Here is a 22499-nt window from a genome sequence, read left to right as displayed (position 1 = left end):
GGGGCTTCCTGGTTGCGGTGGGGTTCGCACCACTCTTGGTGAGAGCACCGCGCCTTTCCCAGGTCAAGCCCGGCCTGTGGAGAACGGTCCGGCCGCCGTCCCTCGGGCTCAGGAGCCCTCGGGCCAGGAGTCCGGAGTGGGCTGGTTCGTGTCCTCCCCCGCCGGGGAGTGGTCCGTCCACGAGTCCCTGGGACGGTAGCCCAGCTCCAGCATGGTGTTGGTGAGATCCCAGCGACGGTTGGGGTTGTCCGAGACGGCGTAGTAGAGACCGAAGCGGACCGGTGCCTCGATGGCGCACCGCACCACCTCGACGGTGTCGTCCTCGCTCAACCACATCGCGCGCAGCAGATCGAGATCCGTGCCGAGGGTGTCCTTCGTGCTCCAGCCGATCCGCAGCGAGATGAAGTCCATGCCGTGCTGGTCGTGGTAAAAGCGGCCGAGCGCCTCGCCGAACACCTTCGACACCCCGTAGAGCGAGTCCGGGCGGGGGAGCATGTGTGGATACACGGGCCACTGCTCGTCGCGGTCGTACATCCCCATCGCGTGGTTGGACGAGGCGAAGACGAAGCGCCGCACCCCGGCCTCACGGGCGGCCTCCAGCGCGTTGCGCAGGCCTATGATGTTGGCGCTCAGCACGGCGTCCCACGTCGACTCGGGCGACGCCGCGCCCGCCATGTGGACGACGGTGTCCACCCCCTCCATGAGCGCGAGGGTGGCGTCGTAGTCCGTGAGGTCGGCGATGCGGATGGTGTCCGGGTCGTCGTCGTCGGGGTGGCGCCCCTGGAGGACGAGGTCGTACTCGCCGCGCAATCGGCGCGCCAGGAGCGCCCCGATCCCGCCGGTGGCGCCAGTGATGAGGAGTCTGCGCGGTGCCATGACGTCCATCCTGCCAGCGGGGACGACGCACGATGCGGCCTCTGCGGAACGCGTGGGGTAGAGTGATCCTCAGCACTCGGATCGTTCTGCTCTGAGTCCCCGAGCTTTTCTTTTCCTGATGCCATCGCGCTGCGGACGCCTAGTCCGCGCCGGGCAGAACCGCTGCATCACCCCCACACGGGAGTTTTTCTCATGTCTTCACTGTCTTTCGGCGCGCTCGGCGTGCCCTCCACGCTCGCCACCGTCCTCGCGGACCGCGACATCACCCTTCCCACGCCCATCCAGGCCGCGACGCTGCCTGACTCGCTGGCGGGCCGCGACGTGCTGGGCCGTGGCCGCACCGGATCGGGCAAGACCTACGCGTTCCTGCTGCCGCTGGTGGCGCGGCTCGCCGCGTCCGGGACGCGCCGCACCCCGAAGCGTCCCCGGGCGCTCATCCTGGCTCCCACCCGCGAGCTCGCCCTGCAGATCGATGAGGCGCTCGCGCCCCTGGCGGCCACTGCCGGACTCACGTCGCGCACCATCTTCGGCGGTGTCAACCAGAAGCCGCAGGCCCTCGCGCTGACCAGGGGCGTCGACGTGATCGTCGCCTGCCCCGGACGCCTCGAGGACCTCATTTCGCAGGGCGTCGCCTCCATGGGGGGCATCGAGATCACCATCATCGACGAGGCCGACCACATGGCGGACCTCGGGTTCCTGCCGTCCGTCAGGCGCCTCCTGTCGCAGACGCCGAAGGCTGGGCAGCGCATGCTGTTCTCGGCCACGCTCGACAAGGCGGTGGGCACGCTGGTCGACCAGTTCATGCACAACCCCGTCGTCCACGAGGCGGACTCGGCCGAGTCGCCTGTCTCCACCATGACGCACCACGTCCTGCACGTGGCCGACGACCGGCACCTACCGGTCCTCATCGACCTCACCGCGGCCCCCGGGCGCTCGGTCGTGTTCACGCGCACCAAGCACCGCGCCAAGAAGATCGCCAAGCAGCTCAACGCGGCCGGAATCCCGGCCGTGGAACTGCAAGGCAACATGAGCCAGAGCGCCCGCGAGCGCTCGATGGCCGCATTCCACGCAGGCACCGCGCAGACGCTCGTGGCCACGGACGTCGCCGCCCGCGGGATCCACGTCGACGACGTCGGCCTGGTCATCCACGCCGACCCGCCGGTGGAGCACAAGGCCTACACGCACCGCTCGGGCCGCACCGCCCGCGCCGGCGCCGAGGGCACCGTCGTCACGCTCATGCTCGACGCGCAGCGCAACGATGTCCGCGACCTCACCCGCAAGGCCGGCGTCAAGCCCACCGTCACCAGGGCCGACGAGCGGCACCCGGTGCTGCGTGAAATCGCCCCGGGGGAGCGCTCCTTCCCCGGCGGGATCATCAAGGCGGAGGCGCCGGCCCCCCAGGGCGGCGGCCGTCGGCGCGAGCCGGCCCGCGAGGGTCGCGGCAGGGGTGGCGAGCGTGGTCAGAACCCCCGTGCGGCGGGTCCCCGGGTCAACTCGGACGGCCGCCCGGCCCGCCCGGCGCGCCCCTCCGGATCCCGGACGGGCAACGGCCAGAGCGCCTCCGGAGGCGCTGCCGCCTTCTCCACGGCCACCGGCCGCGGGCGTCGTCGGGGCTGATTTCTCCCGTGGGGCACCACGGGGCTAGACTGTTCAAGTTGCCTTGGGTCTGTGCCCTTTCGAGGGGACCTTTCCCGGGTTCACATCGCTTCCTCTCTCTCGAGTTGGATGCCGCCTCCTGGCAAAATCCAGGGGGTTCGTTTCTAGTTCCACCAGGCCTCATGCATGGGAACCGGTGGATCAAGGAGAAGTCAATGATCCAGCAGGAGTCGCGACTGAAAGTCGCCGACAACACTGGTGCCAAGGAGATCTTGTGCATCCGTGTGCTCGGCGGCTCCAAGCGCCGCTACGCCTATCTCGGTGACACCATCGTCGCCACCGTCAAGGACGCGATCCCCGGCGGTAACGTCAAGAAGGGCGACGTGGTCAAGGCCGTCGTCGTCCGTACCGTCAAGGAGCGTCGTCGCGCCGACGGTTCCTACATCAAGTTCGACGAGAACGCCGCCGTCATCCTGAAGAACGACGGGGAGCCCCGCGGCACCCGCATCTTCGGCCCGGTGGCGCGCGAACTGCGTGAGAAGAAGTTCATGCGCATCGTCTCGCTCGCTCCGGAGGTGATCTGACATGGCATCGCTCAGCATCAAGAAGGGTGACCGTGTCAAGGTCCTCTCGGGCAAGGACAAGGGCGTCATCGCCGAAGTCATCGCCGTCGATCCGGCCACCGAGCGCGTCACCGTGCAGGGTGTCAACCTCGTGAAGAAGCACCGTCGCGAGTCGCAGACCGCGGCCGGCCGCAAGGTCGAGGGCGGCATCATCACCGTCGAGGCGCCGATCCACGTGTCGAACGTGCAGCTGGTGGTCAAGGTTGACGGCAAGGAGGTCGTGACGCGCATCGGTTACAAGCGCGTCGAGGTCACCAAGCGCCGTCCCGACGGCTCCGAATACACCAAGGAGCGCTCCGTGCGCATCGCCCGCAAGACCGGTGAGGAGATCTGATGACCGCCACCGTAACCCCCACCGCGATTCCGCGCCTCAAGGCCAAGTACCGCGAGACCATCGTCCCGGCGCTCCAGGAGGAGTTCCAGTTCGACAACGTCATGCAGATCCCCGGTCTGGTCAAGATCGTGGTCAACATGGGTGTCGGCGAGGCCGCGCGCGACTCGAAGATCATCGAGGGCGCCATCAAGGACCTCACCGCCATCACCGGCCAGAAGCCTTCCGTGACGAAGGCCCGCAAGTCGATCGCCCAGTTCAAGTTGCGTGAGGGTCAGCCCATCGGCTGCCACGTCACGCTGCGCGGCGACCGGATGTGGGAGTTCGCGGACCGGCTGCTGACGCTGGCCCTGCCCCGAATCCGTGACTTCCGTGGCCTCAACGGCCGCCAGTTCGACGGCAACGGCAACTACACCTTCGGGCTCTCGGAGCAGGTCATGTTCCTCGAGATCGACCAGGACCGGATCGACCGGGTCCGCGGCATGGACATCACGTTCGTCACCTCGGCCACCAACGACGTGGAGGGTCGCGCGCTGCTCAAGCTGCTCGGCTTCCCGTTCAAGGCCACCGACGATCCGACGAAGCAGAAGTCGAAGCGCGGCCCCGCGTTCTACGCCAAGAAGAAGAAGTGAGCTGACCCATGGCAAAGACAGCACTCAAGGTCAAGCAGTCCCGCAAGCCGAAGTTCGGTGTGCGCGCCTACTCCCGCTGCCAGAAGTGCGGCAGGCCCCATTCGGTCTACCGCAAGTTCGGGCTCTGCCGCATCTGCCTGCGCGACCTCGCGCACGCGGGCGAGCTGCCCGGCGTGACCAAGTCGTCCTGGTGACCGGACACACTTCCACCACGATTCCAAGTTGCGACAGGTCCGGGTCCCCGGAAACCGGCGCGAGAAAGAGGCAATAAGTCATGACGATGACTGATCCGATCGCTGACATGCTGACGCGTGTCCGCAACGCCAATCAGGCGTTCCTGGACTCGACGTCCATGCCGTCGTCGAAGATCAAGGTGGGTATCGCCGAGATCCTCAAGACCAACGGTTACATCGCGAGCTACGAACTGGCAGATGTCGAAGGCCAGGTCGGCAAGACGCTCAAGGTGACCCTTAAGTACGGCGATTCCCGCGAGCGTTCCATTGTGGGACTGCGTCGCATCAGCAAGCCCGGCCTGCGTGTCTACGCCAAGGCCACCGAGCTGCCGAAGGTGTTGGGCGGTCTGGGTATCGCCATCATCTCGACCTCCCAGGGGCTTCTGACGGACCGTGAAGCAAACGCCAAAGCCGTAGGCGGCGAAGTCCTCGCCTACGTCTGGTGACCGGGCGAAGGTAAGGAGAGAAACAGTTATGTCTCGCATTGGCAGACTCCCCATCGCCATCCCGTCCGGTGTCGACGTGTCGCTCGATGGCCGCAACGTCGGTGTCAAGGGCCCCAAGGGTGCCCTGACGCTGACCGTGGCCGAGCCGATCACGATCGACAGGAACGAAGAGGGCCTACTCGAGGTTGCGCGTCCCAACGACGAGCGCGAGAGCAGGTCCCTCCATGGCCTCACCCGCACCCTGGTCAGCAACATGATCGTCGGGGTGACCGAGGGCTACGAGAAGAAGCTCGAGATCGTCGGCGTCGGTTATCGCGTCATGGCCAAGGGCCCGCAGCAGCTCGAGTTCGCTCTCGGCTTCTCGCATCCCGTCGTCGTGAACGCTCCTGAGGGCGTCACGTTCGTCGTCGAGACCCCCACGCGCTTCAGCGTCCAGGGCATCGACAAGCAGCTTGTTGGCGAAACCGCGGCCAACATCCGCAAGCTCCGCAAGCCTGAGCCCTACAAGGGCAAGGGCGTCCGCTACGCGGGCGAGCACGTCCGCCGCAAGGCCGGAAAGGCTGGTAAGTAATGGCCATCTCGCTCAGCAACCGCAAGGGGCTGGCTCCCAAGACGGCGTCCCGCGCCCGTCGGCAGCTGCGTGCGCGCAAGAAGATCAACGGTTCGGCCGAGCGTCCCCGTCTCGTCGTCAGCCGGTCGTCGCGACACCTGTTCGTTCAGGTGATCGACGACGTCCAGGGCACGACGCTGGCGTCCGCGTCCACCATGGAGGCCGACCTGCGCGGCGTCGAGGCGGACAAGTCGGAGAAGGCGCGCAAGGTCGGCACACTGATCGCCGAACGCGCCAAGGCCGCCGGAGTCGAGCAGGTCGTCTTCGACCGTGCAGGTAACAAGTACCACGGTCGGATTGCGGCTCTGGCCGATGCCGCCCGCGAGGCCGGGCTCGGCTTCTAACTCGACGAAAGGAAAGGTTTTTCACGATGAGTGAGACCCAACAGCGCCGCGGTGGCGGCGCGACCGGTGAGCGTCGTGGCCGTGACGATCGTCGTGGCCAGGCTCCCAAGGAAGAAAGCAAGTACCTCGAGCGCGTTGTCACCATCAACCGCGTGTCGAAGGTCGTCCAGGGTGGTCGTCGCTTCAGCTTCACCGCACTGGTCGTCGTCGGCGACGGCGAGGGCATGGTCGGTGTCGGCTACGGCAAGGCGAAGGAGGTGCCGGCCGCTATCGCCAAGGGTGTGGAAGAGGCCAAGAAGCACTTCTTCCGCGTGCCGCTGATCCAGCGCACCATCCCGCACCCGGTCCAGGGCGAGAAGGCCGCCGGCGTGGTCATGCTGCGCCCGGCGTCCCCGGGTACCGGCGTCATCGCCGGTGGCTCGGCCCGCGCCGTGCTCGAGTGTGCGGGCGTGCACGACGTGCTCGCCAAGTCGCTCGGGTCGTCGAACGCCCTCAACGTGGTGCACGCCACGGTGGAGGCGCTCAAGCAGCTCGAAGAGCCGCAGGCCGTGGCGAATCGTCGCGGCATGCGGGTCGAGGACGTCGCCCCGGCGGCGCTCCTCCGCGCTGCCAGGGAAGGGGTGACTCACTGATGGCTGAGTTGAAGATCACCCAGGCAAAGTCTGGGGTGGGCGGCAAGCAGAACCAGCGTGACACGCTGCGGACGCTCGGGCTGAATCGCATCGGCGCCTCGGTGGTCCGCGAGGACCGCCCCGAGGTGCTCGGCATGATCCGCACCGTGGCCCACCTCGTTACCGTGGAAGAGGTGAAGTGATGACGCTCAAGCTGCATCACCTGCGTCCGGCACCGGGCGCCAAGACGGCGAAGACCCGTGTCGGCCGTGGTGAGGGATCCAAGGGCAAGACCGCCGGTCGCGGCACGAAGGGCACCGGTGCACGCAAGAACGTGCCGGCGAACTTCGAGGGTGGCCAGATGCCGTTGCACATGCGCCTCCCGAAGCTGAAGGGGTTCAAGAACCCCTTCCGGGTGGAGTTCCAGATCGTCAATGTCGGCCGTCTCGCCGAGCTGTTCCCCGAGGGCGGCTCCGTGGGCATCGAGGACCTGGTGGACGCCGGCGCAGTGCGCTCCGGCAACCTCGTCAAGGTGCTCGGCAACGGTGACGTGGACGTGGCGCTCGACGTGACCGCCCACGCGTTCTCCGGCTCCGCCAAGGCGAAGCTCGAGGCCGCCGGCGGCTCGGTGACCGAACTCTGAATCGGTTCCACCGCATATTCACCACCGACGGGGTGGGCTCGGACTCTCCGGGCCCACCCCGTCGGCCTTGTTCCCGAGCTGCTCACCGCGGCCTCCGGCGTTTTGGCGCCCGTGGCCCGCTTGATAGGCTTCCCTGGTTGCCGTGCCTCCTGCGCACTGTGCCGTGTTGTCAACGAACCGAAAGTAGGGCCGGATGATCTCCGCCTTGGCCAACGCGCTGAAGACCCCGGATCTTCGCAAGAAGATCCTCTTCACGCTGGGCATCATCGTCGTGTTCCGTCTGGGATCGACCATCCCGTCGCCCAATGTGAACATCTCGCGCATCGACCAGTGCCTGGCGCTGGCCGAGCAGGGGGACTCCGCCGGCATCTATTCGATGATCAACCTGTTCTCGGGCGGCGCGCTACTGCAGCTGACGATCTTTGCGCTCGGCATCATGCCCTACATCACGGCGTCGATCATCCTCCAGCTCCTGACGGTGGTGATCCCGAAGCTCGAGGCCCTCAAGAAGGAGGGCGGCACCGGTCAGCAGAAGATCACCGAGTACACCCGTTACCTCACCCTCGTGCTGGCCGTCCTCAACGCGACGGCGTTCGTCACGCTCGCCCGCACGGGGCAGCTGTTCCAGGGCTGTGACGGGATCCTCTACACCGATGAGCTCCTGCCCCTCATCACCATGGTCCTCGTGATGACAGCCGGCACCGGCATCATCATGTGGATGGGTGAGCTGATCACCGAGCGCGGCATCGGCAACGGCATGTCCATCATGATCTTCACGCAGATCGCGGCCAGCTTCCCCTCCGGCCTGTGGTCCATCAAGCAGAGCCACGAGGGCGTCACGGGCTGGTTCCTGTTCTTCCTCGTCATCGGCATCGGCCTGCTGGTCATGCTGGGCATCATCTGGGTGGAGCAGGGTCAGCGGCGGATCCCGGTGCAGTACGCCAAGCGCATGGTGGGCCGTCGCCTCGTGGGTGGGTCCACCACCTACATCCCGCTGAAGGTCAACCAGTCCGGCGTCATTCCGGTCATCTTCGCCTCCTCCATGCTGTACCTCCCGGTCCTGTACTCGACCTTCAGGCCCGACGGCGTCGTGTCTCAGTGGATCCAGGCGAACTTCACCGGCCAGGGTGCGCAGTCCTGGGTGTACAACCTGACGCAGTTCTTCCTGATCATCGCGTTCTGCTACTTCTACGTCTCCATCACCTTCAACCCGGAGGAGGTCTCGGACAACATGAAGAAGTACGGCGGCTTCATCCCGGGCATCCGTGCGGGGAAGCCCACGGAGCGGTACCTGGCCTATGTCCTGTCTCGGCTGACGGCTCCCGGCTCGCTCTACCTCGCCACCATCGCTCTGATCCCCACCATCGCGTTCATGGCGGTGGGTGCGCAGCAGAACTTCCCGTTCGGCGGCACCTCCATCCTCATCATCGTCGGCGTGGCCCTGGACACCGTCAAGAAGATCGAGAGCCAGTTGCAGCAGCGCAACTACGAGGGGTTCCTGCGATGAGGCTGCTGATCATGGGCGCCCCCGGTGCAGGGAAGGGGACCCAGGCCACGGCACTCGCCGAGCGCTACGGCGTCCCCGCCATCTCGACGGGCGACATTTTCAGGCATCACATCAAGACCCAGACGCCGCTGGGGATCAAGGTCAAGGAGATCATCGACGCGGGGGAGTACGTGCCCGACGATGTGACCGAGGAGATCGTCGCGGACCGGCTCGGCGACGCGGACTGCGAGCCGGGCTTCCTGCTCGACGGCTTCCCGCGCACGATGCACCAGGTGTACTTCCTGGACCGCTACCTCGCCGGCCGCGGCGAGCAGCTCGACGCCGTCGTCTCGCTGCACGTGGAGCCCGAGGCCCTGGTGCAGCGCCTGCTCGCGCGCGCGGAGAAGGAGGGCCGGGCGGACGACAACGCGGACACCATCCGCCGCCGCATGGAGGTCTACGCCGGCCAGACGGCGCCCCTGCTCTTCCACTACGAGAACAAGAACCTGCTCGTCGACGTCGAGGGCACCGGCACGGTCGACGAGGTGCAGCAGCGCATGTTCGACATGGTCGACGCCCACACCGGTACCACGCCGTGAGCATCGAGCTGAAGTCTGCCGCGGAGCTGCGCCTGATGCGTAAGGCCGGTCTGGTGGTCGCCGCTGGGCTGGAGGCCATGTGCGGCGCCGCTGACGTCGGCATCACCACGGGTGAACTGGACGCCATCGGCCGCGACGTCCTGGCCCGCAACAACGCGGAGTCCTCGTTCCTGGACTACGGCTCGGACTGGGGTAACGGGTTCCCCGGGGTGGCCTGCATCTCCGTCAACGACGTGCTCGTCCACGGTATCCCGGGCGAGCGGGTGCTCGCAGACGGCGACGTCGTGTCCATCGACTTCGGCGCGATCGTGGAGGGCTGGCACGGTGACGCGGCCCGCACCGTCGTCGTCGGCGCGCCGGCCCCGGAGGACGTCGCGCTGATCGAGGCCACCCGCGAGGCGATGTGGGCGGGAGCCCGCGCCATGCGGGCCGGTGGGCGGGTGGGTGACGTCTCGCGCGCCATCGAGGACTACGTCAAGACGCTGCCCGTGCGCTACGGCACGCTGCGCGAGTACACGGGCCACGGCATCGGCTCGGAGATGCACATGGAACCCGACGTGCCGAACTGGCACCGCCGCCGCCCCACCCCGAAGCTGGCGGTGGGGATGGCTCTGGCCATCGAGCCGATGCTCACCACCGGTCTGCATCAGACGCTGGAGCTGGACGACGGCTGGACCGTGGTGAGCAGGGATGCGTCGCGGGGTTCCCACTGGGAGAACACGGTGGCGCTCACGGAGCACGGCCTCTGGGTGCTGACCGAACCCGACGGCGGTGCCGAGCGGCTGGGCGACCTGTTCGGGCCGCTGGCGGACTGAGCGCCCCACCCCGTCGGACGCGGGCCCGGTGCTTGCGGCGCGGCCTATGATGGCCCCATGGCGCTCCCTCCGTCCTCCAAGTACCTGCAGCGGGCAGCGGACCCCGTCGACGAGCGGGAACGCGAGTCGCTGACCGCTCGCCTCAACGGTGCGTTCGCGGACGGGCGCATCACCCATGAGCAGTACGCCGAGGCGATGGATGTGGTCTACGCCGCCCACTCGCTGGGGGACCTCGTGCCGGTCATCGAACGGCTGCCCGCCGCCGTCGCCGAGGTGCCGGCCATCGTGGCGCGGGGCGGCAGCACTCCGGCGGGGCGGGTCTCCGAGTCCCGGAACCTCCTTCCTCTGGCCGTCGGTGTCGGTGTCGTCGGGGTGGCGCTGGTGAGCATCCTCGTGCTGCTGCTGATGGTCGCCTTCCTCTGAGCAGGTGCCGTGACGCAGGAATGGCATCACGAGCCGCCCGAGCCGGGCATGACGCCGGCGATGAAGGTGGGGGTCGCGGCACTGGCCGTGACGGTCGCCGCCGCGCTCACCGTCGCGGGTTTCACCGTCGCGTCCCGCTCGTGGCCCTCGACGGACGCGGCACCTGCCGCCACGTCGCCGTCGGCGACCGTGATCGCGTCCCCCGCCCCGCTGCCCGGAGCAGCCGAGTGGATGTTGCCCGACCGGTCCTGGGCGCCCCTGCCACCCGCGGACCCCGCGTCCCCCTGGGCGGCGGCGCAGCGGACCGCCCTCGATGACGTGCGGCCCGCGACCTTGATCGGATGCCCACCGCCGGGTGTCGCGGCGTCGCGGGAGGCCTGGCAGGCCGCCGTCAGGAGCCAGTGGGAGTGCCTCCACGCCGCGTGGCAGCCCACCCTCCGGCAGATCGGCTGGCCCGACGCGCAGCCGGCCCTGGAGTTCTTCGACGGCGCCGGCACGGCCAGCGACTGCGGCTACCTGGAGGCCCCGGCCTTCTACTGCTCCACCGGCGAGGGGACCGTCCACTTCGGAGACGGCCACTTCCACATGGCCCAGACCTGGGATCTGGCCGTCAACGAGATGGTCAACCACGAGTACGGGCACCATCTGCAGCACCTCGCTGGGATCACGGCCGTGAAGATCAGCCTCGATCCGTCGGCCGAGATGGAGCGCCGCGCGGAGCTCCAGGCCACCTGCTGGTCGGCCCTGATGACCATCCACAACCCGGCGGTGCCCTTCAACGACGTGACTCTGGCGTCCTGGCAGGCCCGGCTGGACACCATGCTCGTGGACGGGGTCCACGGCAGCCGGGACTCGATGCGGCACTGGGGGGCCCGGGGGCTCTATGCCGAGACGCTCGGAGACTGCAACACGTGGGTCGCGGCGCCGGAGCTGGTGTCGTGACGCCCGGAGGGTGGCCACCGCCGCAGCCCCGACGGTCCCGCACCGGCGGGGTGCTGGTGGTGGTGCTCCTTGTGTTCGCCGGGGTGGGTCTGCTGGCGGTCGCGTCCGTGATGGGGGCCCTGTCGGATCTCGTCTCGGCGCGGCCCCCCTCGGCGGTGCAGTCGGATCCTCCCGAAGAGCCCCCGCCGCCCAGCGCGGCGCCCACCGTCGCACCGTCGCAGCCCGACGAACGCGGCCTACCCGCCCGGGAGTGGCCGCAGCTGCCCGCCCCCGATTCGACGGACCCGGACTGGGTCACGCTGCAGCAGAACCCGTTGTACGCGACAGCGGTTCCCCCGATGCGCGGGTGCCCCGAACCCTCCAGCGTGACCACCATGACGGCACTGGAGGAGGCGGCGGTGGCCCAGATGGACTGCATCCAGGCGGCATGGAGGCCCGCGATGGCCTCCCTCGGCCACAGCACGGGCGATGTTCCGGTCTACTTCTACGGCGGCGACACCGTGGACACGCCCTGTGGTGAGGTATCCGCCCCGGCCCTCTACTGCTCCGCCCAGGGCGGCGCCATCTACTTCGGCGAGGCCACCCTGAACGGGGCCAGCTGGCACGACTTCGGGGTCAAGGACATGGCCGGCCATGAGTACGGGCACCACCTGCAGTCAGAGGCGGGGATGTTCGTCGCCGAAGTCAATGTGGCCGGTGGCAACGAGGCCGCGCGGCGCCTGGAACTGCAGGCCACCTGCTTTGCGTACGCGATGATCGCGCGGGACTCGTCCTTCACGATGACGCGCGAGGTCTACGACTCCTTCGAGCCGTACCTGCGTGCCGTCATCGAGGACGGCATCCACGGCTCACGGGACTCGATGGCCTCCTGGGGGATGCGAGGGCTCTACTCGGACACGTTGGGCAACTGCAACACCTGGACGGCTGACCCGGCCGACGTCGACTGACCCTCAGTGCGGGTGTCTCGCCCCCGCGTCGGATGCCATCGCGAACGTGCCGCGCGCCCTCCTGACGCCCTGGACGGGATGGTCCGGCAGCAGATCGTGGAGGAAGCCGTAGTCGCGCAGCACGTAGGCGGCCTTGAGGTCGCCGTCGGCGGCGCGGGCGGAGTTGAGCCGCCACCAGTCCGCGATGTCGCCCCAGCCTGGCGCCGCCAGCGATCCGCCGAACTGCCTGACCGCCAGGGACGAGCTCAACGCCGCGAAGCGTAGGCGGTCCTCGAGCGGCCACCCCGCGAGGGTGCCGAGCAGGATGGAGGCTGCGAAGACGTCCCCGGCACCGGTGGGATCGATGGCGTCGACCGCGACGGCGGGGCAGTACGCCTCCTCGCCGGATGCCTGGTCGATGGCGAAGGAGCCCCGCACGCCGTCGGTCACCACCGCGAGGGGCACGAGATCGGCCAGCCTGCGGACGGCGTCGGTGGGCCTGTCCGTGCGCGTGTAATGCAGGGCCTCGACCGCATTGGGGGTGAAGGCGTGGCAGTCCTCGAGCAGGCGCAGGACGGACTGGTCCCAGTGCCCCGTCTCGTCGAACCCCACGTCGGCGAAGATCAGCGTGCCGCGGTCCTTGAGAGTCTTCCACCAGGGGGCGGGACTCCTGAGATCGACGGTGGCGGATCGGGCCGCCGGTGCGGCCAGCAGGTCCGCCTCCAGCGACTCCGGCAGCGGATGCATGTGGGTGACCATGCCACGGTCGTCGTGGAAGGCCATGGACACCGTGAGCGCGGAGTGGAAGTTGGAGAACCGACGCGAGGCGCTGAGGTCGATCTTCTCCTGCCCGCTCAGCGTGTCCCACATCCAGTCTCCGTACGCGTCGTCACCGAAACCGGCCACCAGCCCTGTGCGCAGGCCCAGCCGGGCCGCCGCCGTCGCGAGGTTGGCGATCCCGCCCGGGCAGGAGCCCATGCCCGCGCTGTACAGTTCCTCCCCCGGCTCCGGCAGCCTGGGGAGACCGGTGAAGATGATGTCGAAGAAGATGGTGCCGGTGGTGAGGACGTCCAGCGGGGGATCGCCGGCGCTGCGCCGCGCCTCGAGCGGATCCCAGGGGGAGCACTCCTCGCACACGGTGACGTCGCTGCTCAGGGGGTGGTCGTGCTCGGTCATTCCTTGGCCGCTCCTTCCAGCATGCCGGTGATGAAGTAGCGCTGCAGGAGGAGGAACACGATGATGATGGGCGCGGCGATGATGACTCCGGCCGCCGCGATCAGCGCGTTGTCCGCGGTGTACTGGCCCTTGAAGATGGCCAGCCCGAGCGGGGCGGTGCGCCACCGGGCCCCCGGGCTCATGATCAGCGGAATGAGAAACTCGTTCCACGTCCACATGAACATCAGGACCGCGACGGTGGCGATCGACGGCAGCGACGGCGGCACGACCACCCGCCACAGGGTGCTCATGCCGGTGACCCCGTCGATGGCGGCCGCCTCGATCAGATTGGGTGGAAGGGCCCGGAACTGGGCGCGCATCCAGAACGTGCCGAAGGCCACCGACTGCGCGATCTGGGGAAGCGCGACGGCCCAGATCGTGTCCGTGAGGCCCACGGTCCGCAGGTCGAAGAACAGCGGGATGATGATGGCCTCGGCCGGCACCATGAGGCCGAGCAGGAAGAGGTAGAACAACGCCGTCGAGCCGGTGAAGCGCATGGTGCCGAACGCGTACCCGGCCAGGACCGACAGGGTCAGCGCCGCGCCCACGACCAGTACCGCGACCATGAGTGAGCGGGTGAGCGCCTCGGCAAAGCCGCCGATCTCCCAGGCGTCGGCGATGTTGGAGAAGTGGGGTCCAGGCGTCGTCACGCGGCTCTGTGGGCCCAGCGCGGTGAGCGCGATCGTCAGGATGGGAAACAGCGCGTACGCCGCGAAGAGCGTCAGGACCACGTAGTTGAGCACCTTCTCACCCGCACCGACCCTCATCGCCCGATCACCCTCTCCTCACCGATGCGCGAGATGACGACGTTGATGCCGAACACCAGGAGGGTGAGCACGATGGCCACGGCGGATGCGGAGCCGACCTCCTTGAGGTTGAATGCCCGGTTGTACACCTCGTAGGACGGCACGGTGGTGGCGGTGCCCGGACCGCCGGAGGTGGTGACGTAGACGAGGTCGAAGGTCTTGAGCGCCGCGATGACCGTGAGCACCAGGGCTGTGGTGATCTCGGCCTTGACGCTGGGGAGGCTGATCGCGAAGAACTCACGCACGGGCCCGGCCCCGTCGAGCCGCGCCGCCTCGTACAGGTCGTTGGGGATGCGGCCCATGCCGAGCAGCAGCAGGAGCATCACCAGGCCCGTCGACAGCCAGAACCCGATCATGCCGACGGCGGGCAGGGCGAGGGTGGGATCACCCAGCCACCCGCGGGCCAGGTGGCCGAGGCCGAGCAGTGCGAGGGCGTCGTTGAGGATGCCGCTGGGGGAGTAGATCTGGTGCCAGGCGACCGCCACCACCACCAGGGCGATGACCTGGGGCATGAAGATGACCACGCGGAAGAAGCCCAGGCCCCGCACCTGGCCGCGTCGCAGGATGGCGGCGAGGACCAGGCCGACCGCCAGCGGCATGATCGAGTAGAAGAGGATCAGCGTCAGGGCGTGGGCGATCGCGTCGAGGAAACGACCGTCGCCGAGGAGGTCGGCGTAGTTGCCGAGCCCCACGAACCGGGAGGGTCCGAACCCTGGCCAGTCGTACAGGGAGAACTGAGCGGCCCTGACGAGGGGGTACAGCAGGAAGAGCCCGTAGACCAGGAAGGCGGGCAGGATGTAGAGGTACGGTGTCACCCGGCCCTGGACGACCGCCGACGGCCTGCCCCGCCTCCTCGTCGCGGCTCGCATGCTCAGCCGCCGACGAACGCCTGATAGTCGGCCTCGAAATCAGCCAGCACATCGGTCGGCGACTTCTGCCCACCGAGGACCTCCTGCAGTCCGGTGCCCGCGGTGTCGCTGAACGACGGGGTCGCGTAGTCGAGGTAGGGCAGCAGGGTGCCCTCCTGCGAGACCTTGTCGAAGGCCTCGTAGATGTCCTTCTGCACGCCCGACGCCGGCGCGAGCTCGGCGGTGCGGAGCACCGGCATGCCTCCGTTGTCGGCGATGACCTGCATCGCCTCCTCGCTGGTGATGAAGTCGATGTAGGCGGCCGCGGCGACGGGGTTCTTCGCCTTGGCGGGGATGGAGAAGGGGATGCCGGTGCCGCCGGTGGTGGCCAGCGTCCCGTCGACCGCAGGTGGCGGGGCCATGAAGCGCAGATCCTCACCCACGACGGCCTCCATGTCGGTGGCCAGCCAGGAGCCGCCGGGGAGGAAGACGCCAGTGCCCTGGGTGAACTCGGTCCACGCGGCGTCGTAGTCCAGGCCGTTGGGGGAGGTGCCGAAGTTGCCCTCCGCGCCCCAGGTGGCGAACTGCTCCATGGCGGCGACGTTGGCCTCGTCGGTCCAGGTGGCGCCCGCGTTGCCCATGCCGAGCTGCACGATCGTGTCGGGCTCCACGTAGTGGGCCTGCAGGGGGCCGAACACGTGCAGCGCGGGCCATTTCTCGATGTTGCCCAGCACCATCGGCTGCTCGCCGGCGGCCTTGGCCGCGTCGAGGAGGGCGAGGTAGTCCTCCCACGTCTCCGGGGCCTGGCCGCCGATGGCGTCGAGCTTTGCCTGCGAGTAGAACAGTCCGACGATCTCGCCGGTCTGCGGGAGGCCGTAGAGGTTGCCGTCACCGAAGGTCGTGGCGTCGGTGGAGTAGCGCACCTTGCCGAGCACGGAGGCGGGGAAGCGGTCCTCCCAGCCGTACTGGGTGGCGTAGGGGCTGAGGTCCAGCAGTTGTCCGGCCTTCACGAACTGGCCCATGTCGCCCCGCGCGTTGTTGACCTGCACGACGTCGGGGACGTCGTTGCCGCTGAGCGCGAGCGACACCTGGGCCTTGAGGTCGTCGAACGACTGGCTGGTGCGGGTGATCGTGATGTTGGGGTACTTCTCCTCGAACGCCGCGATCAGCGCGACGAGGGCGTCGTTCTGGCTGCCGCGAACCTCCTGGTCCCACACCACGAGCTCGACGTCGCCCAGCGCGGCGGGGTCGGTCTGCGCGGGAGCCGGTGCGCTCCCGGAGGCGGTGGTGGCGGGAGCGGGTGAGTCTCCCGGGGCGCACGCGGCCAGCACAGCGGCACTGGCAAGTCCGGCACCGTGGAGAAAGTGGCGGCGGTTGATCGGGCGAAGCGTCATGGTCCCTCCTCGGACATCTATATGCTCGATACTGCCACTAAAGACATGGTTGTGAACCCCGCATTGGCGAGTCTCCGGGCGGGAGGCCATGCGCGATCGGGAGGTCCACACCGTCATGAAACTCGTGATCCTGGGTGGCGGCGGCTTCCGCGTGCCGCTGATCTACGACGCCGTGGCCACCAACGCCCTGGCGGCCGCCGGTCGGCCCGCCGTCGACATCACGGAGGTGGTGCTCTACGACACGTCGGCCGCCCGGCTGGACGCCATCGGGCGCGTCGTCGCCGAACAGTCCCGGGGCCTGGTGGACCCGCCGCGCGTGCGCGTCACCACGGACCTGCGTGACGCCCTCGCCGGCGCCCACTTCGTGTTCGCCGCCATCCGGGTGGGCGGGGCGGAGGGGAGGATCAGCGACGAGCGCGTCGCGCTCGATCTCGGCCTGCTGGGGCAGGAGACGGTCGGACCCGGCGGCCTGGCGTACGCGCTGCGCACCGTCCCCGTGATGAGGCACGTGGCGGAGGTCATCGCGCAGGTCGCGCCGGAGGCGTGGACGATCAACTTCACCAACCCCGCGGGCATCGTCACCCAGGCCATGCGGGCGGTTCTCGGTGACCGGGTGGTCGGCATCTGCGACACGCCCATCGGGCTGGTGAAGCGGGTGTCGCGGCTGCTGGGGGTCTCCCTCGAGCACGACCGCGACCGTGTGGACTACGACTACGTGGGGCTCAACCACATGGGGTGGCTGCGGTCGGTGAGCGTCGACGGCGTGGACAGGCTTCCCGGGCTCCTGGCCTCGGACGAGGCGCTGGAAGGCGTCGAGGAGGCCCGGCTTCTCGGCAAGCCGTGGGTCCGGGCGATGGGCGCCCTGCCCAACGAGTACCTGTACTACTACTGGAAGACCGACGAGGCCATCCGCACCATCCGGGACTCCAGCCAGACCCGCGGCCAGTACCTGCACCGCCAGCAGGGCCGGTTCTACGACGAGGTGGCGTGCTGCGAGTCCCCCCTCGGCCTGTGGCGCGAGGCGCTCCGCGAGCGGGAGGCCTCCTACATGGCCGAGGCCCGCGATGCCGACGAGGCCCGGCGCGACGAGGACGTGGCCGGAGGCGGCTACCAGGAGGTGGCCCTGCGGCTCATGACGGCGCTGGCCACGGGGGAGCCCGAGCGGATGATTCTCGACGTGGCCAACCGCACCGACGGGGTCCGCACCGCGGCCGGCCTGCCTGACGACGTGGTCGTGGAGGTGGGGTGCGTCGTCGACGCGTCGGGCGTCCATCCCCTGCCCGTGGCCCCGCTCACCCTCCAGCAGCTCGGCCAGATGGGCACGCTGCGGGCATCCGAGCAGGCGATCGCCGAGGCTGCGCTGACCGGGAGCCCCGAGAAGGCGTGGGAAGGATTCTCCATCCACCCGCTGGTGGGGTCACCGCGGCTCGGGAGGGCGCTCCTCGAGGGCTACACCGCGGCGCACCCGTCGATCGCGGCCCTGCTGCAGGGCTGATCAGCCCGCGGAGAGACTCCCCAGGACCGGGCTCCATTCCTCGACGGAGCGCTCCGCGACGAGCCCCGCCGTCCAGAACGGATCGCGGTCCAGCAGCGCCTCGAGCTCGTCCGCCGACTCCGCCCTGAAGATCAGCAGCGCGCCGGGGAGGCTGCTGCCGACGTAGGGCCCGCTGGTCACCAGGGCCCCGTCGAGGAGCGTGGAGAGGTAGGCGCGGTGGCTCGGGCGCTCGGCGTCGAGGCCGGCGGTGTCGTCTGCGTAGGTGTACTGCACGGCGAAGTAGCTCATGGGCACAGCGTATCCACCAACGGAGACGGCGATGTTTGGCCTAGCGAGGGCGGCAGCGTAGAATGTCCGATTGGTACTGTCCGGCGCGCAGTGGGTGAGCCGGGGTAATGAAAGAGAGTACATGGCGAAGAAAGAAGGAGCCCTCGAGCTCGAGGGCACCGTGGTCGAGGCCCTGCCCAACGCGATGTTCCGCGTGGAGTTGGCCAATGGCCACAAGGTCCTGACGACCATCAGCGGCAAGATGCGCCAGCACTACATCCGCATTCTGCCCGCGGACCGCGTCGTCGTGGAGCTGTCCCCCTACGACCTGACGCGCGGTCGCATCGTCTACCGTCACAAGTGAGCGCTGCGGCCACGGCCGCACCCCACTGGGAAGGGCATCGCCGGTGACGGCGGCGCCCTTTTTTTCATGCCCGGGCCGCGCAGGCGGGGGAGACCGTCCCGGCACCACCCGTTTTGGCGAACCGTGACCCCGTCGCGTAGAGTGGTGCGTCGGTCGTCTATGCCCGGTCACGCACGCGTGCCCGGCTCTGCGGCCAAGCACATCCACCACAAGATTGGGCGCGTCCGCGCTCCCAGTCGCCGATTGAAAAGGTTGCTCGAATGAAGGTTCAGCCGAGCGTCAAGAAGATCTGCGACAAGTGCAAGGTCATCCGCCGGCACGGTCGTGTGATGGTGATCTGCGAGAACCCGCGCCACAAGCAGCGTCAGGGCTGACCCGGGGCCACCAGGCCCCTGGTACGCAGAACACCGCGGGACGGGTCGATCGCCCACTCCGCCGACAACTGAAATCAACGTGATTGCAAGGACCCTCCGGGGTCCCCACCCCTGGGCGAAGGCCAGGGCCCCGTCGGTGCACAGAGCACCACAGGCGGCGGGGACGCGTCACGCCACACACCTTCGCGGTCCGCGACCGGGCTCAGCAGTGAGTCAGGACCGAAACTTGAGAAAGGTAACCGCCTGATGGCACGCCTCGTCGGTGTTGATCTTCCGCGTGAAAAGCGCCTGGAAGTCGCACTCACCTACATCTTCGGTCTCGGTAAGACCCGGGCCGCTGAAACCCTCGCCGCCACTGGAGTCAGTGGCGACACCCGAGTCCACCAGCTGACGGAGGACCAACTCGTCGCCCTGCGCGACCACATCGAAGGCAACTACGAGATCGAGGGCGACCTCCGCCGTACGGTTGCCGCCGACATCCGCCGCAAGGTGGAGATCGGCAACTACCAGGGCCGTCGCCACCGCAGTGGTCTCCCGGTCCGTGGTCAGCGCACGCGTACCAACGCGCGCACTCGCAAGGGCAAGAAGAAGGCCGTCGCTGGCAAGAAGAAGGCGCGCTAACCGCGCCCCTCTGCAGGACTTAGGAGAGAGACTCAATGGCTACTGCAAGCCGCAAGGCGGCCGCCTCCAAAACAAAGGTGCGCCGCAAGGAAAAGAAGAATGTGCTGGCCGGACAGGCGCACATCAAGAGCACGTTCAACAACACCATCATCTCGATCACCGATCCCACCGGTGCCGTGATTTCGTGGGCCTCTGCCGGCACCGTCGGCTTCAAGGGTTCCCGCAAGTCCACGCCGTTCGCCGCGCAGATGGCCGCCGAGGCCGCTGGTCGTCGTGCCATGGAGCACGGCATGAAGCGCGTCGACGTGTTCGTCAAGGGCCCCGGCTCCGGTCGTGAGACCGCGATCCGCTCGCTCGGCTCCGTCGGCCTCGAGGTCGGCGCCATCTCTGACGTGACCCCGACGCCGCACAACGGCTGCCGCCCGCCCAAGCGCCGTCGCGTCTGATCGCCTGAGAGAGAAAAGGACACATAGATAATGGCTCGTTACACCGGCCCCATGACCAAGAAGTCCCGTCGTCTCGGGACTGACCTGGTCGGCAATGACAAGGCCTTCGAGCGCCGTCCGTACCCCCCGGGTGTGCACGGCCGCGGCCGAACCAAGGACTCCGAGTACTCGCTGCAGCTCAAGGAGAAGCAGAAGGCCCGGTTCGCCTACGGCGTCCTGGAGAAGCAGTTCCGCCGCTACTACGAGGAAGCCGACCGTTCCCCCGGCAAGACCGGTGACCGTCTGCTTCAGATCCTCGAGTCGCGTCTGGACAACGTGATCTACCGCGCCGGCTTCGCCTCCACGCGTCGGCAGGCCCGCCAGCTCGTCGTGCACGGTCACTTCCTGGTCAACGGCCAGCGCGTGAACATCCCGTCGTTCCGCGTCCGCGCGCACGACATCATCGATGTCGCCGAGAAGTCGCTGACCATGACGCCGCTCGTGATCGCACGTGAGACCCACAGCGACCGTTCGGTTCCCGCATGGCTGGAGGCGCGTCCCAACCGGATGCGCATCCTCGTGCACCAGCTCCCCGTCCGCGAGCAGATCGTGGTGGACGTCCAGGAGCAGATGATCGTCGAGCTGTACTCCAAGTAACGCACGGGGGCTTCGCCCCCGTGGGCCCCAACGTGCTCGCTCCGCTCGCGCGGCTAGCTGTTCCGGTGAACCAGGCGACTTCGTCGCGGTTCACCGGGCTCCGCGAGCGGAGCGGTCACAGGGGTGCCACTGTCGGAAACAAGTGAATACAGGCCGCGCTGCATGGTGCAGCGTGGGCGCACGGCGGCCGTAGCCCCCGTGCTTCGCACCCTCAAATTGCGGTCGGTGCGGGAAGGATTAACGAATATGCTCATTGCACAGCGCCCCACCCTCGCCGAGGAGGTCGTCTCCGAGTACCGGTCGCGGTTCATCATCGAACCGCTGGAGCCCGGATTCGGCTACACGCTCGGCAACTCGCTGCGACGCACCTTGCTCTCCTCCATCCCTGGCGCCGCGGTGACCAGCATCAAGATCGAGGGCAACCAGCACGAGTTCTCCACGTTGGCGGGCGTCGTCGAGGACGCCACCGAGATGATCCTCAACATCAAGAGCCTCGTGCTGTCCTCCGAGGAGGACGAGCCGGTGGTCATGTACCTGCGCAAGGCAGGTGCCGGCACCGTCACCGCCGGTGACATCCAGCCCCCGGCCGGTGTCGAGATCCACAACCCGGAGCTGCACATCGCCACGCTCAACGACAGCGGGAAGCTCGAGATGGAGCTGGTGGTCGAGCGCGGCCGCGGTTACGTCTCCAGCGTGCAGAACAAGAACCCCGACGCCGAGATCAGCCGCATCCCCGTGGACTCGATCTACTCGCCGGTGCTCAAGGTGACCTACAAGGTCGAGGCCACCCGTGTTGCGCAGCGCACGGACTTCGACCGGCTGATCATCGACGTCGAGACCAAGCCGTCGATCGCGCCCCGTGACGCCATGGCCTCCGCCGGCCGCACCCTCGTGGAGCTGTTCGGCCTGGCCCGCGAGCTCAACACGGACGCCGAGGGCATCGAGATCGGTCCGTCGCCCGTCGACGAGCAGATCGCGGAGTCGCTGAACCTCCCCGTCGAGGATCTCGAACTGTCGGTGCGCTCCTACAACTGCCTCAAGCGTGAGGGCATCCACACCGTGGGTGAGCTCGTGGCCCGCAGCGAAGAGGACCTGCTCGACATCCGCAACTTCGGCTCGAAGTCCATCGACGAGGTCAAGGAGACCCTGGCCGGACTCGGCCTCGCTCTGCGTGACTCGCACCCCGGTTTCGACCCGATGCAGGCCATCGAGCGGTACGACGAGGACAACGACGAGGACGTTGACTTCGCCGAGACCGAGCAGTACTGACCGCCCACACACCGCACACAACTGGAGATTGACTCATGCCCAAGCCAACCAAGGGCGCTCGTCTGGGCGGCAGCCCCACCCACGAGCGCATCATCCTGCGCAACCTCGCCACCCAGCTCTTCGAGCACGGCCGCATCACCACCACGGAGACGCGCGCCCGCCGCATGCAGCCGCTGGCCGAGAAGCTGCTGACCAAGGCCAAGCGCGGTGACCTCCACGCCCGCCGCCTGGTGCTCACGTCCATCACGGACAAGGACGTCGTGCGTCGGTTGTTCGACGAGATCGCGCCCACCCTTGAGGGACGTGAGGGTGGCTACACCCGCATCACCAAGATCGGCAACCGCAAGGGCGACAACGCGCCCCTCGCGGTGATCGAGATCATCACCGAGCCCGTCGTGGCGAAGCCGAAGGCCGCCAAGGCCGAGGCCAAGCCGGCAGCTGTGGCCGCCGAGCCCGAGGTCGCGGAGTCCGAGGACGCTGCTGTCGACGAGGCCGCCGAGGCCGAGGTCGAGGAGGCCGCTGCCGACGAGGTCGTGGTCGAGGATGCGGCGGACGAGGCTGAGGTCGCGGAGACCGACGCGAAGTAGTGGCTGAGCGTTGAAGGGGTCCCTCCGGGGGCCCCTTCAAC

At 68.3% G+C, this 22499-nt stretch carries 31 protein-coding genes; 25 read left to right on the top strand and 6 right to left on the bottom strand.

From position 1 onward, the window contains the following. Positions 1-108: 108 nt before the first annotated feature. Positions 109-876: an NAD-dependent epimerase/dehydratase family protein gene (locus ACX1D0_RS07650; RefSeq protein WP_459020275.1), complete on the bottom strand. Its 768-nt coding sequence runs from the start codon at positions 874-876 to the stop codon at positions 109-111. A gap of 192 nt (positions 877-1068) precedes the next feature. On the opposite strand from ACX1D0_RS07650, the gene ACX1D0_RS07645 reads away from it, so the two are divergent. From ACX1D0_RS07645 to ACX1D0_RS07565, 17 genes are all read left to right on the top strand, one after another. Further along, complete coding sequence (locus tag ACX1D0_RS07645) at positions 1069-2493, top strand: DEAD/DEAH box helicase (protein WP_459020274.1); 1425 nt, start codon at positions 1069-1071, stop codon at positions 2491-2493. 194 nt (positions 2494-2687) lie between these two features. After that, positions 2688-3056 carry a 50S ribosomal protein L14 gene (rplN, locus tag ACX1D0_RS07640; RefSeq protein ID WP_068749476.1) on the top strand — a complete coding sequence of 123 codons (369 nt, stop codon included), beginning with the start codon at positions 2688-2690 and terminating at the stop codon, positions 3054-3056. A 1-nt stretch (position 3057) separates the two neighbouring features. Next, positions 3058-3429 (top strand): 50S ribosomal protein L24, encoded by a 372-nt coding sequence (gene rplX, locus ACX1D0_RS07635; RefSeq protein WP_459020273.1) that lies wholly within the window; start codon positions 3058-3060, stop codon positions 3427-3429. Further along, positions 3429-4058, top strand: a complete 630-nt coding sequence (gene rplE, locus ACX1D0_RS07630) for a 50S ribosomal protein L5 (protein ID WP_459020272.1) — start codon at positions 3429-3431, stop codon at positions 4056-4058. Before rplX ends, rplE begins: the two co-directional genes overlap by 1 nt. Positions 4059-4066: 8 nt before the next feature. Next, positions 4067-4252, top strand: coding sequence for a type Z 30S ribosomal protein S14 (locus tag ACX1D0_RS07625; RefSeq protein WP_459020271.1), 186 nt, complete (start codon positions 4067-4069; stop codon positions 4250-4252). An 80-nt stretch (positions 4253-4332) separates the two neighbouring features. Beyond that, positions 4333-4737, top strand: a complete 405-nt coding sequence (gene rpsH, locus ACX1D0_RS07620) for a 30S ribosomal protein S8 (protein ID WP_459020270.1) — start codon at positions 4333-4335, stop codon at positions 4735-4737. A 28-nt stretch (positions 4738-4765) separates the two neighbouring features. Further along, entirely contained in the window at positions 4766-5308 is a 543-nt protein-coding gene (rplF, locus tag ACX1D0_RS07615; protein ID WP_459020269.1) for a 50S ribosomal protein L6, read from the top strand. After that, positions 5308-5691: a 50S ribosomal protein L18 gene (rplR, locus tag ACX1D0_RS07610; RefSeq protein WP_459020268.1), complete on the top strand. Its 384-nt coding sequence runs from the start codon at positions 5308-5310 to the stop codon at positions 5689-5691. The genes rplF and rplR overlap by 1 nt, the downstream gene beginning before the upstream one ends. Before the next feature lie 26 nt (positions 5692-5717). Beyond that, positions 5718-6323, top strand: a complete 606-nt coding sequence (gene rpsE, locus ACX1D0_RS07605; protein WP_459020267.1) for a 30S ribosomal protein S5 — start codon at positions 5718-5720, stop codon at positions 6321-6323. Continuing rightward, a complete protein-coding gene (gene rpmD / locus ACX1D0_RS07600) occupies positions 6323-6505 on the top strand; it encodes a 50S ribosomal protein L30 (RefSeq protein WP_459020266.1) in 183 nt (60 codons plus the stop codon). The genes rpsE and rpmD overlap by 1 nt, the downstream gene beginning before the upstream one ends. Then, a complete protein-coding gene (gene rplO, locus ACX1D0_RS07595; protein WP_459020265.1) occupies positions 6505-6945 on the top strand; it encodes a 50S ribosomal protein L15 in 441 nt (146 codons plus the stop codon). Before rpmD ends, rplO begins: the two co-directional genes overlap by 1 nt. 193 nt (positions 6946-7138) lie before the next feature. Next, positions 7139-8452, top strand: a complete 1314-nt coding sequence (gene secY / locus ACX1D0_RS07590) for a preprotein translocase subunit SecY (protein ID WP_459020264.1) — start codon at positions 7139-7141, stop codon at positions 8450-8452. After that, a complete protein-coding gene (locus ACX1D0_RS07585; RefSeq protein ID WP_459020263.1) occupies positions 8449-9030 on the top strand; it encodes an adenylate kinase in 582 nt (193 codons plus the stop codon). The genes secY and ACX1D0_RS07585 overlap by 4 nt, the downstream gene beginning before the upstream one ends. After that, complete coding sequence (gene map / locus ACX1D0_RS07580; RefSeq protein ID WP_459020262.1) at positions 9027-9845, top strand: type I methionyl aminopeptidase; 819 nt, start codon at positions 9027-9029, stop codon at positions 9843-9845. The genes ACX1D0_RS07585 and map overlap by 4 nt, the downstream gene beginning before the upstream one ends. Before the next feature lie 57 nt (positions 9846-9902). Next, positions 9903-10268, top strand: coding sequence for a DUF1707 SHOCT-like domain-containing protein (locus ACX1D0_RS07575; protein ID WP_459020261.1), 366 nt, complete (start codon positions 9903-9905; stop codon positions 10266-10268). A 9-nt stretch (positions 10269-10277) separates the two neighbouring features. Continuing rightward, positions 10278-11210, top strand: coding sequence for a neutral zinc metallopeptidase (locus ACX1D0_RS07570; RefSeq protein ID WP_459020260.1), 933 nt, complete (start codon positions 10278-10280; stop codon positions 11208-11210). Continuing rightward, positions 11180-12157, top strand: a complete 978-nt coding sequence (locus tag ACX1D0_RS07565) for a neutral zinc metallopeptidase (protein ID WP_459020259.1) — start codon at positions 11180-11182, stop codon at positions 12155-12157. Before ACX1D0_RS07570 ends, ACX1D0_RS07565 begins: the two co-directional genes overlap by 31 nt. A gap of 3 nt (positions 12158-12160) precedes the next feature. Here ACX1D0_RS07565 and ACX1D0_RS07560 read toward each other — a convergent pair whose 3' ends face one another. The 4 genes from ACX1D0_RS07560 to ACX1D0_RS07545 are packed head-to-tail and all read right to left on the bottom strand — an operon-like array spanning position 12161 to position 16399. Beyond that, positions 12161-13312 carry a carbohydrate kinase family protein gene (locus tag ACX1D0_RS07560; protein WP_459020258.1) on the bottom strand — a complete coding sequence of 384 codons (1152 nt, stop codon included), beginning with the start codon at positions 13310-13312 and terminating at the stop codon, positions 12161-12163. Continuing rightward, positions 13309-14118 (bottom strand): carbohydrate ABC transporter permease, encoded by an 810-nt coding sequence (locus ACX1D0_RS07555; RefSeq protein WP_459020257.1) that lies wholly within the window; start codon positions 14116-14118, stop codon positions 13309-13311. The genes ACX1D0_RS07560 and ACX1D0_RS07555 overlap by 4 nt, the downstream gene beginning before the upstream one ends. Then, on the bottom strand, positions 14115-15026 hold the full coding sequence (locus ACX1D0_RS07550) for a carbohydrate ABC transporter permease (protein ID WP_459020256.1): 912 nt from the start codon (positions 15024-15026) through the stop codon (positions 14115-14117). Before ACX1D0_RS07550 ends, ACX1D0_RS07555 begins: the two co-directional genes overlap by 4 nt. Before the next feature lie 2 nt (positions 15027-15028). After that, positions 15029-16399: an ABC transporter substrate-binding protein gene (locus ACX1D0_RS07545; RefSeq protein ID WP_459020255.1), complete on the bottom strand. Its 1371-nt coding sequence runs from the start codon at positions 16397-16399 to the stop codon at positions 15029-15031. An 88-nt stretch (positions 16400-16487) separates the two neighbouring features. On the opposite strand from ACX1D0_RS07545, the gene ACX1D0_RS07540 reads away from it, so the two are divergent. After that, positions 16488-17894: a family 4 glycosyl hydrolase gene (locus ACX1D0_RS07540; protein WP_459020254.1), complete on the top strand. Its 1407-nt coding sequence runs from the start codon at positions 16488-16490 to the stop codon at positions 17892-17894. On the opposite strand, the gene ACX1D0_RS07535 is transcribed toward ACX1D0_RS07540, so the two are convergent. Beyond that, positions 17895-18182, bottom strand: a complete 288-nt coding sequence (locus ACX1D0_RS07535; protein ID WP_459020253.1) for a YciI family protein — start codon at positions 18180-18182, stop codon at positions 17895-17897. A 121-nt stretch (positions 18183-18303) separates the two neighbouring features. Between ACX1D0_RS07535 and infA the strand changes: the two genes are divergently transcribed. The 7 genes from infA (at position 18304) to rplQ (ending at position 22458) form a co-directional block, all read left to right on the top strand. Further along, on the top strand, positions 18304-18525 hold the full coding sequence (gene infA, locus ACX1D0_RS07530) for a translation initiation factor IF-1 (protein WP_068749455.1): 222 nt from the start codon (positions 18304-18306) through the stop codon (positions 18523-18525). 260 nt (positions 18526-18785) lie between these two features. Next, the gene (rpmJ, locus tag ACX1D0_RS07525; RefSeq protein WP_020575560.1) at positions 18786-18899 is read left to right on the top strand and encodes a 50S ribosomal protein L36; all 114 of its coding nucleotides are present in this window, start codon (positions 18786-18788) and stop codon (positions 18897-18899) included. A gap of 246 nt (positions 18900-19145) precedes the next feature. Then, positions 19146-19520 carry a 30S ribosomal protein S13 gene (rpsM, locus tag ACX1D0_RS07520; protein WP_459020252.1) on the top strand — a complete coding sequence of 125 codons (375 nt, stop codon included), beginning with the start codon at positions 19146-19148 and terminating at the stop codon, positions 19518-19520. A 35-nt stretch (positions 19521-19555) separates the two neighbouring features. Next, the gene (gene rpsK / locus ACX1D0_RS07515) at positions 19556-19966 is read left to right on the top strand and encodes a 30S ribosomal protein S11 (RefSeq protein WP_459020251.1); all 411 of its coding nucleotides are present in this window, start codon (positions 19556-19558) and stop codon (positions 19964-19966) included. Positions 19967-19996: 30 nt separating this feature from the next. After that, complete coding sequence (rpsD, locus tag ACX1D0_RS07510) at positions 19997-20602, top strand: 30S ribosomal protein S4 (protein ID WP_459020250.1); 606 nt, start codon at positions 19997-19999, stop codon at positions 20600-20602. A gap of 246 nt (positions 20603-20848) precedes the next feature. Continuing rightward, a complete protein-coding gene (locus ACX1D0_RS07505; RefSeq protein WP_459020249.1) occupies positions 20849-21871 on the top strand; it encodes a DNA-directed RNA polymerase subunit alpha in 1023 nt (340 codons plus the stop codon). A 35-nt stretch (positions 21872-21906) separates the two neighbouring features. After that, on the top strand, positions 21907-22458 hold the full coding sequence (rplQ, locus tag ACX1D0_RS07500; protein WP_459020248.1) for a 50S ribosomal protein L17: 552 nt from the start codon (positions 21907-21909) through the stop codon (positions 22456-22458). Positions 22459-22499 lie beyond the last annotated feature (41 nt).

The sequence above is a fragment of the Tessaracoccus pujii genome (assembly GCF_054483895.1).
The sequence above is the reverse complement of the archived record's forward strand: the minus strand, read 5'-3'. Positions and strand labels throughout refer to the sequence as shown.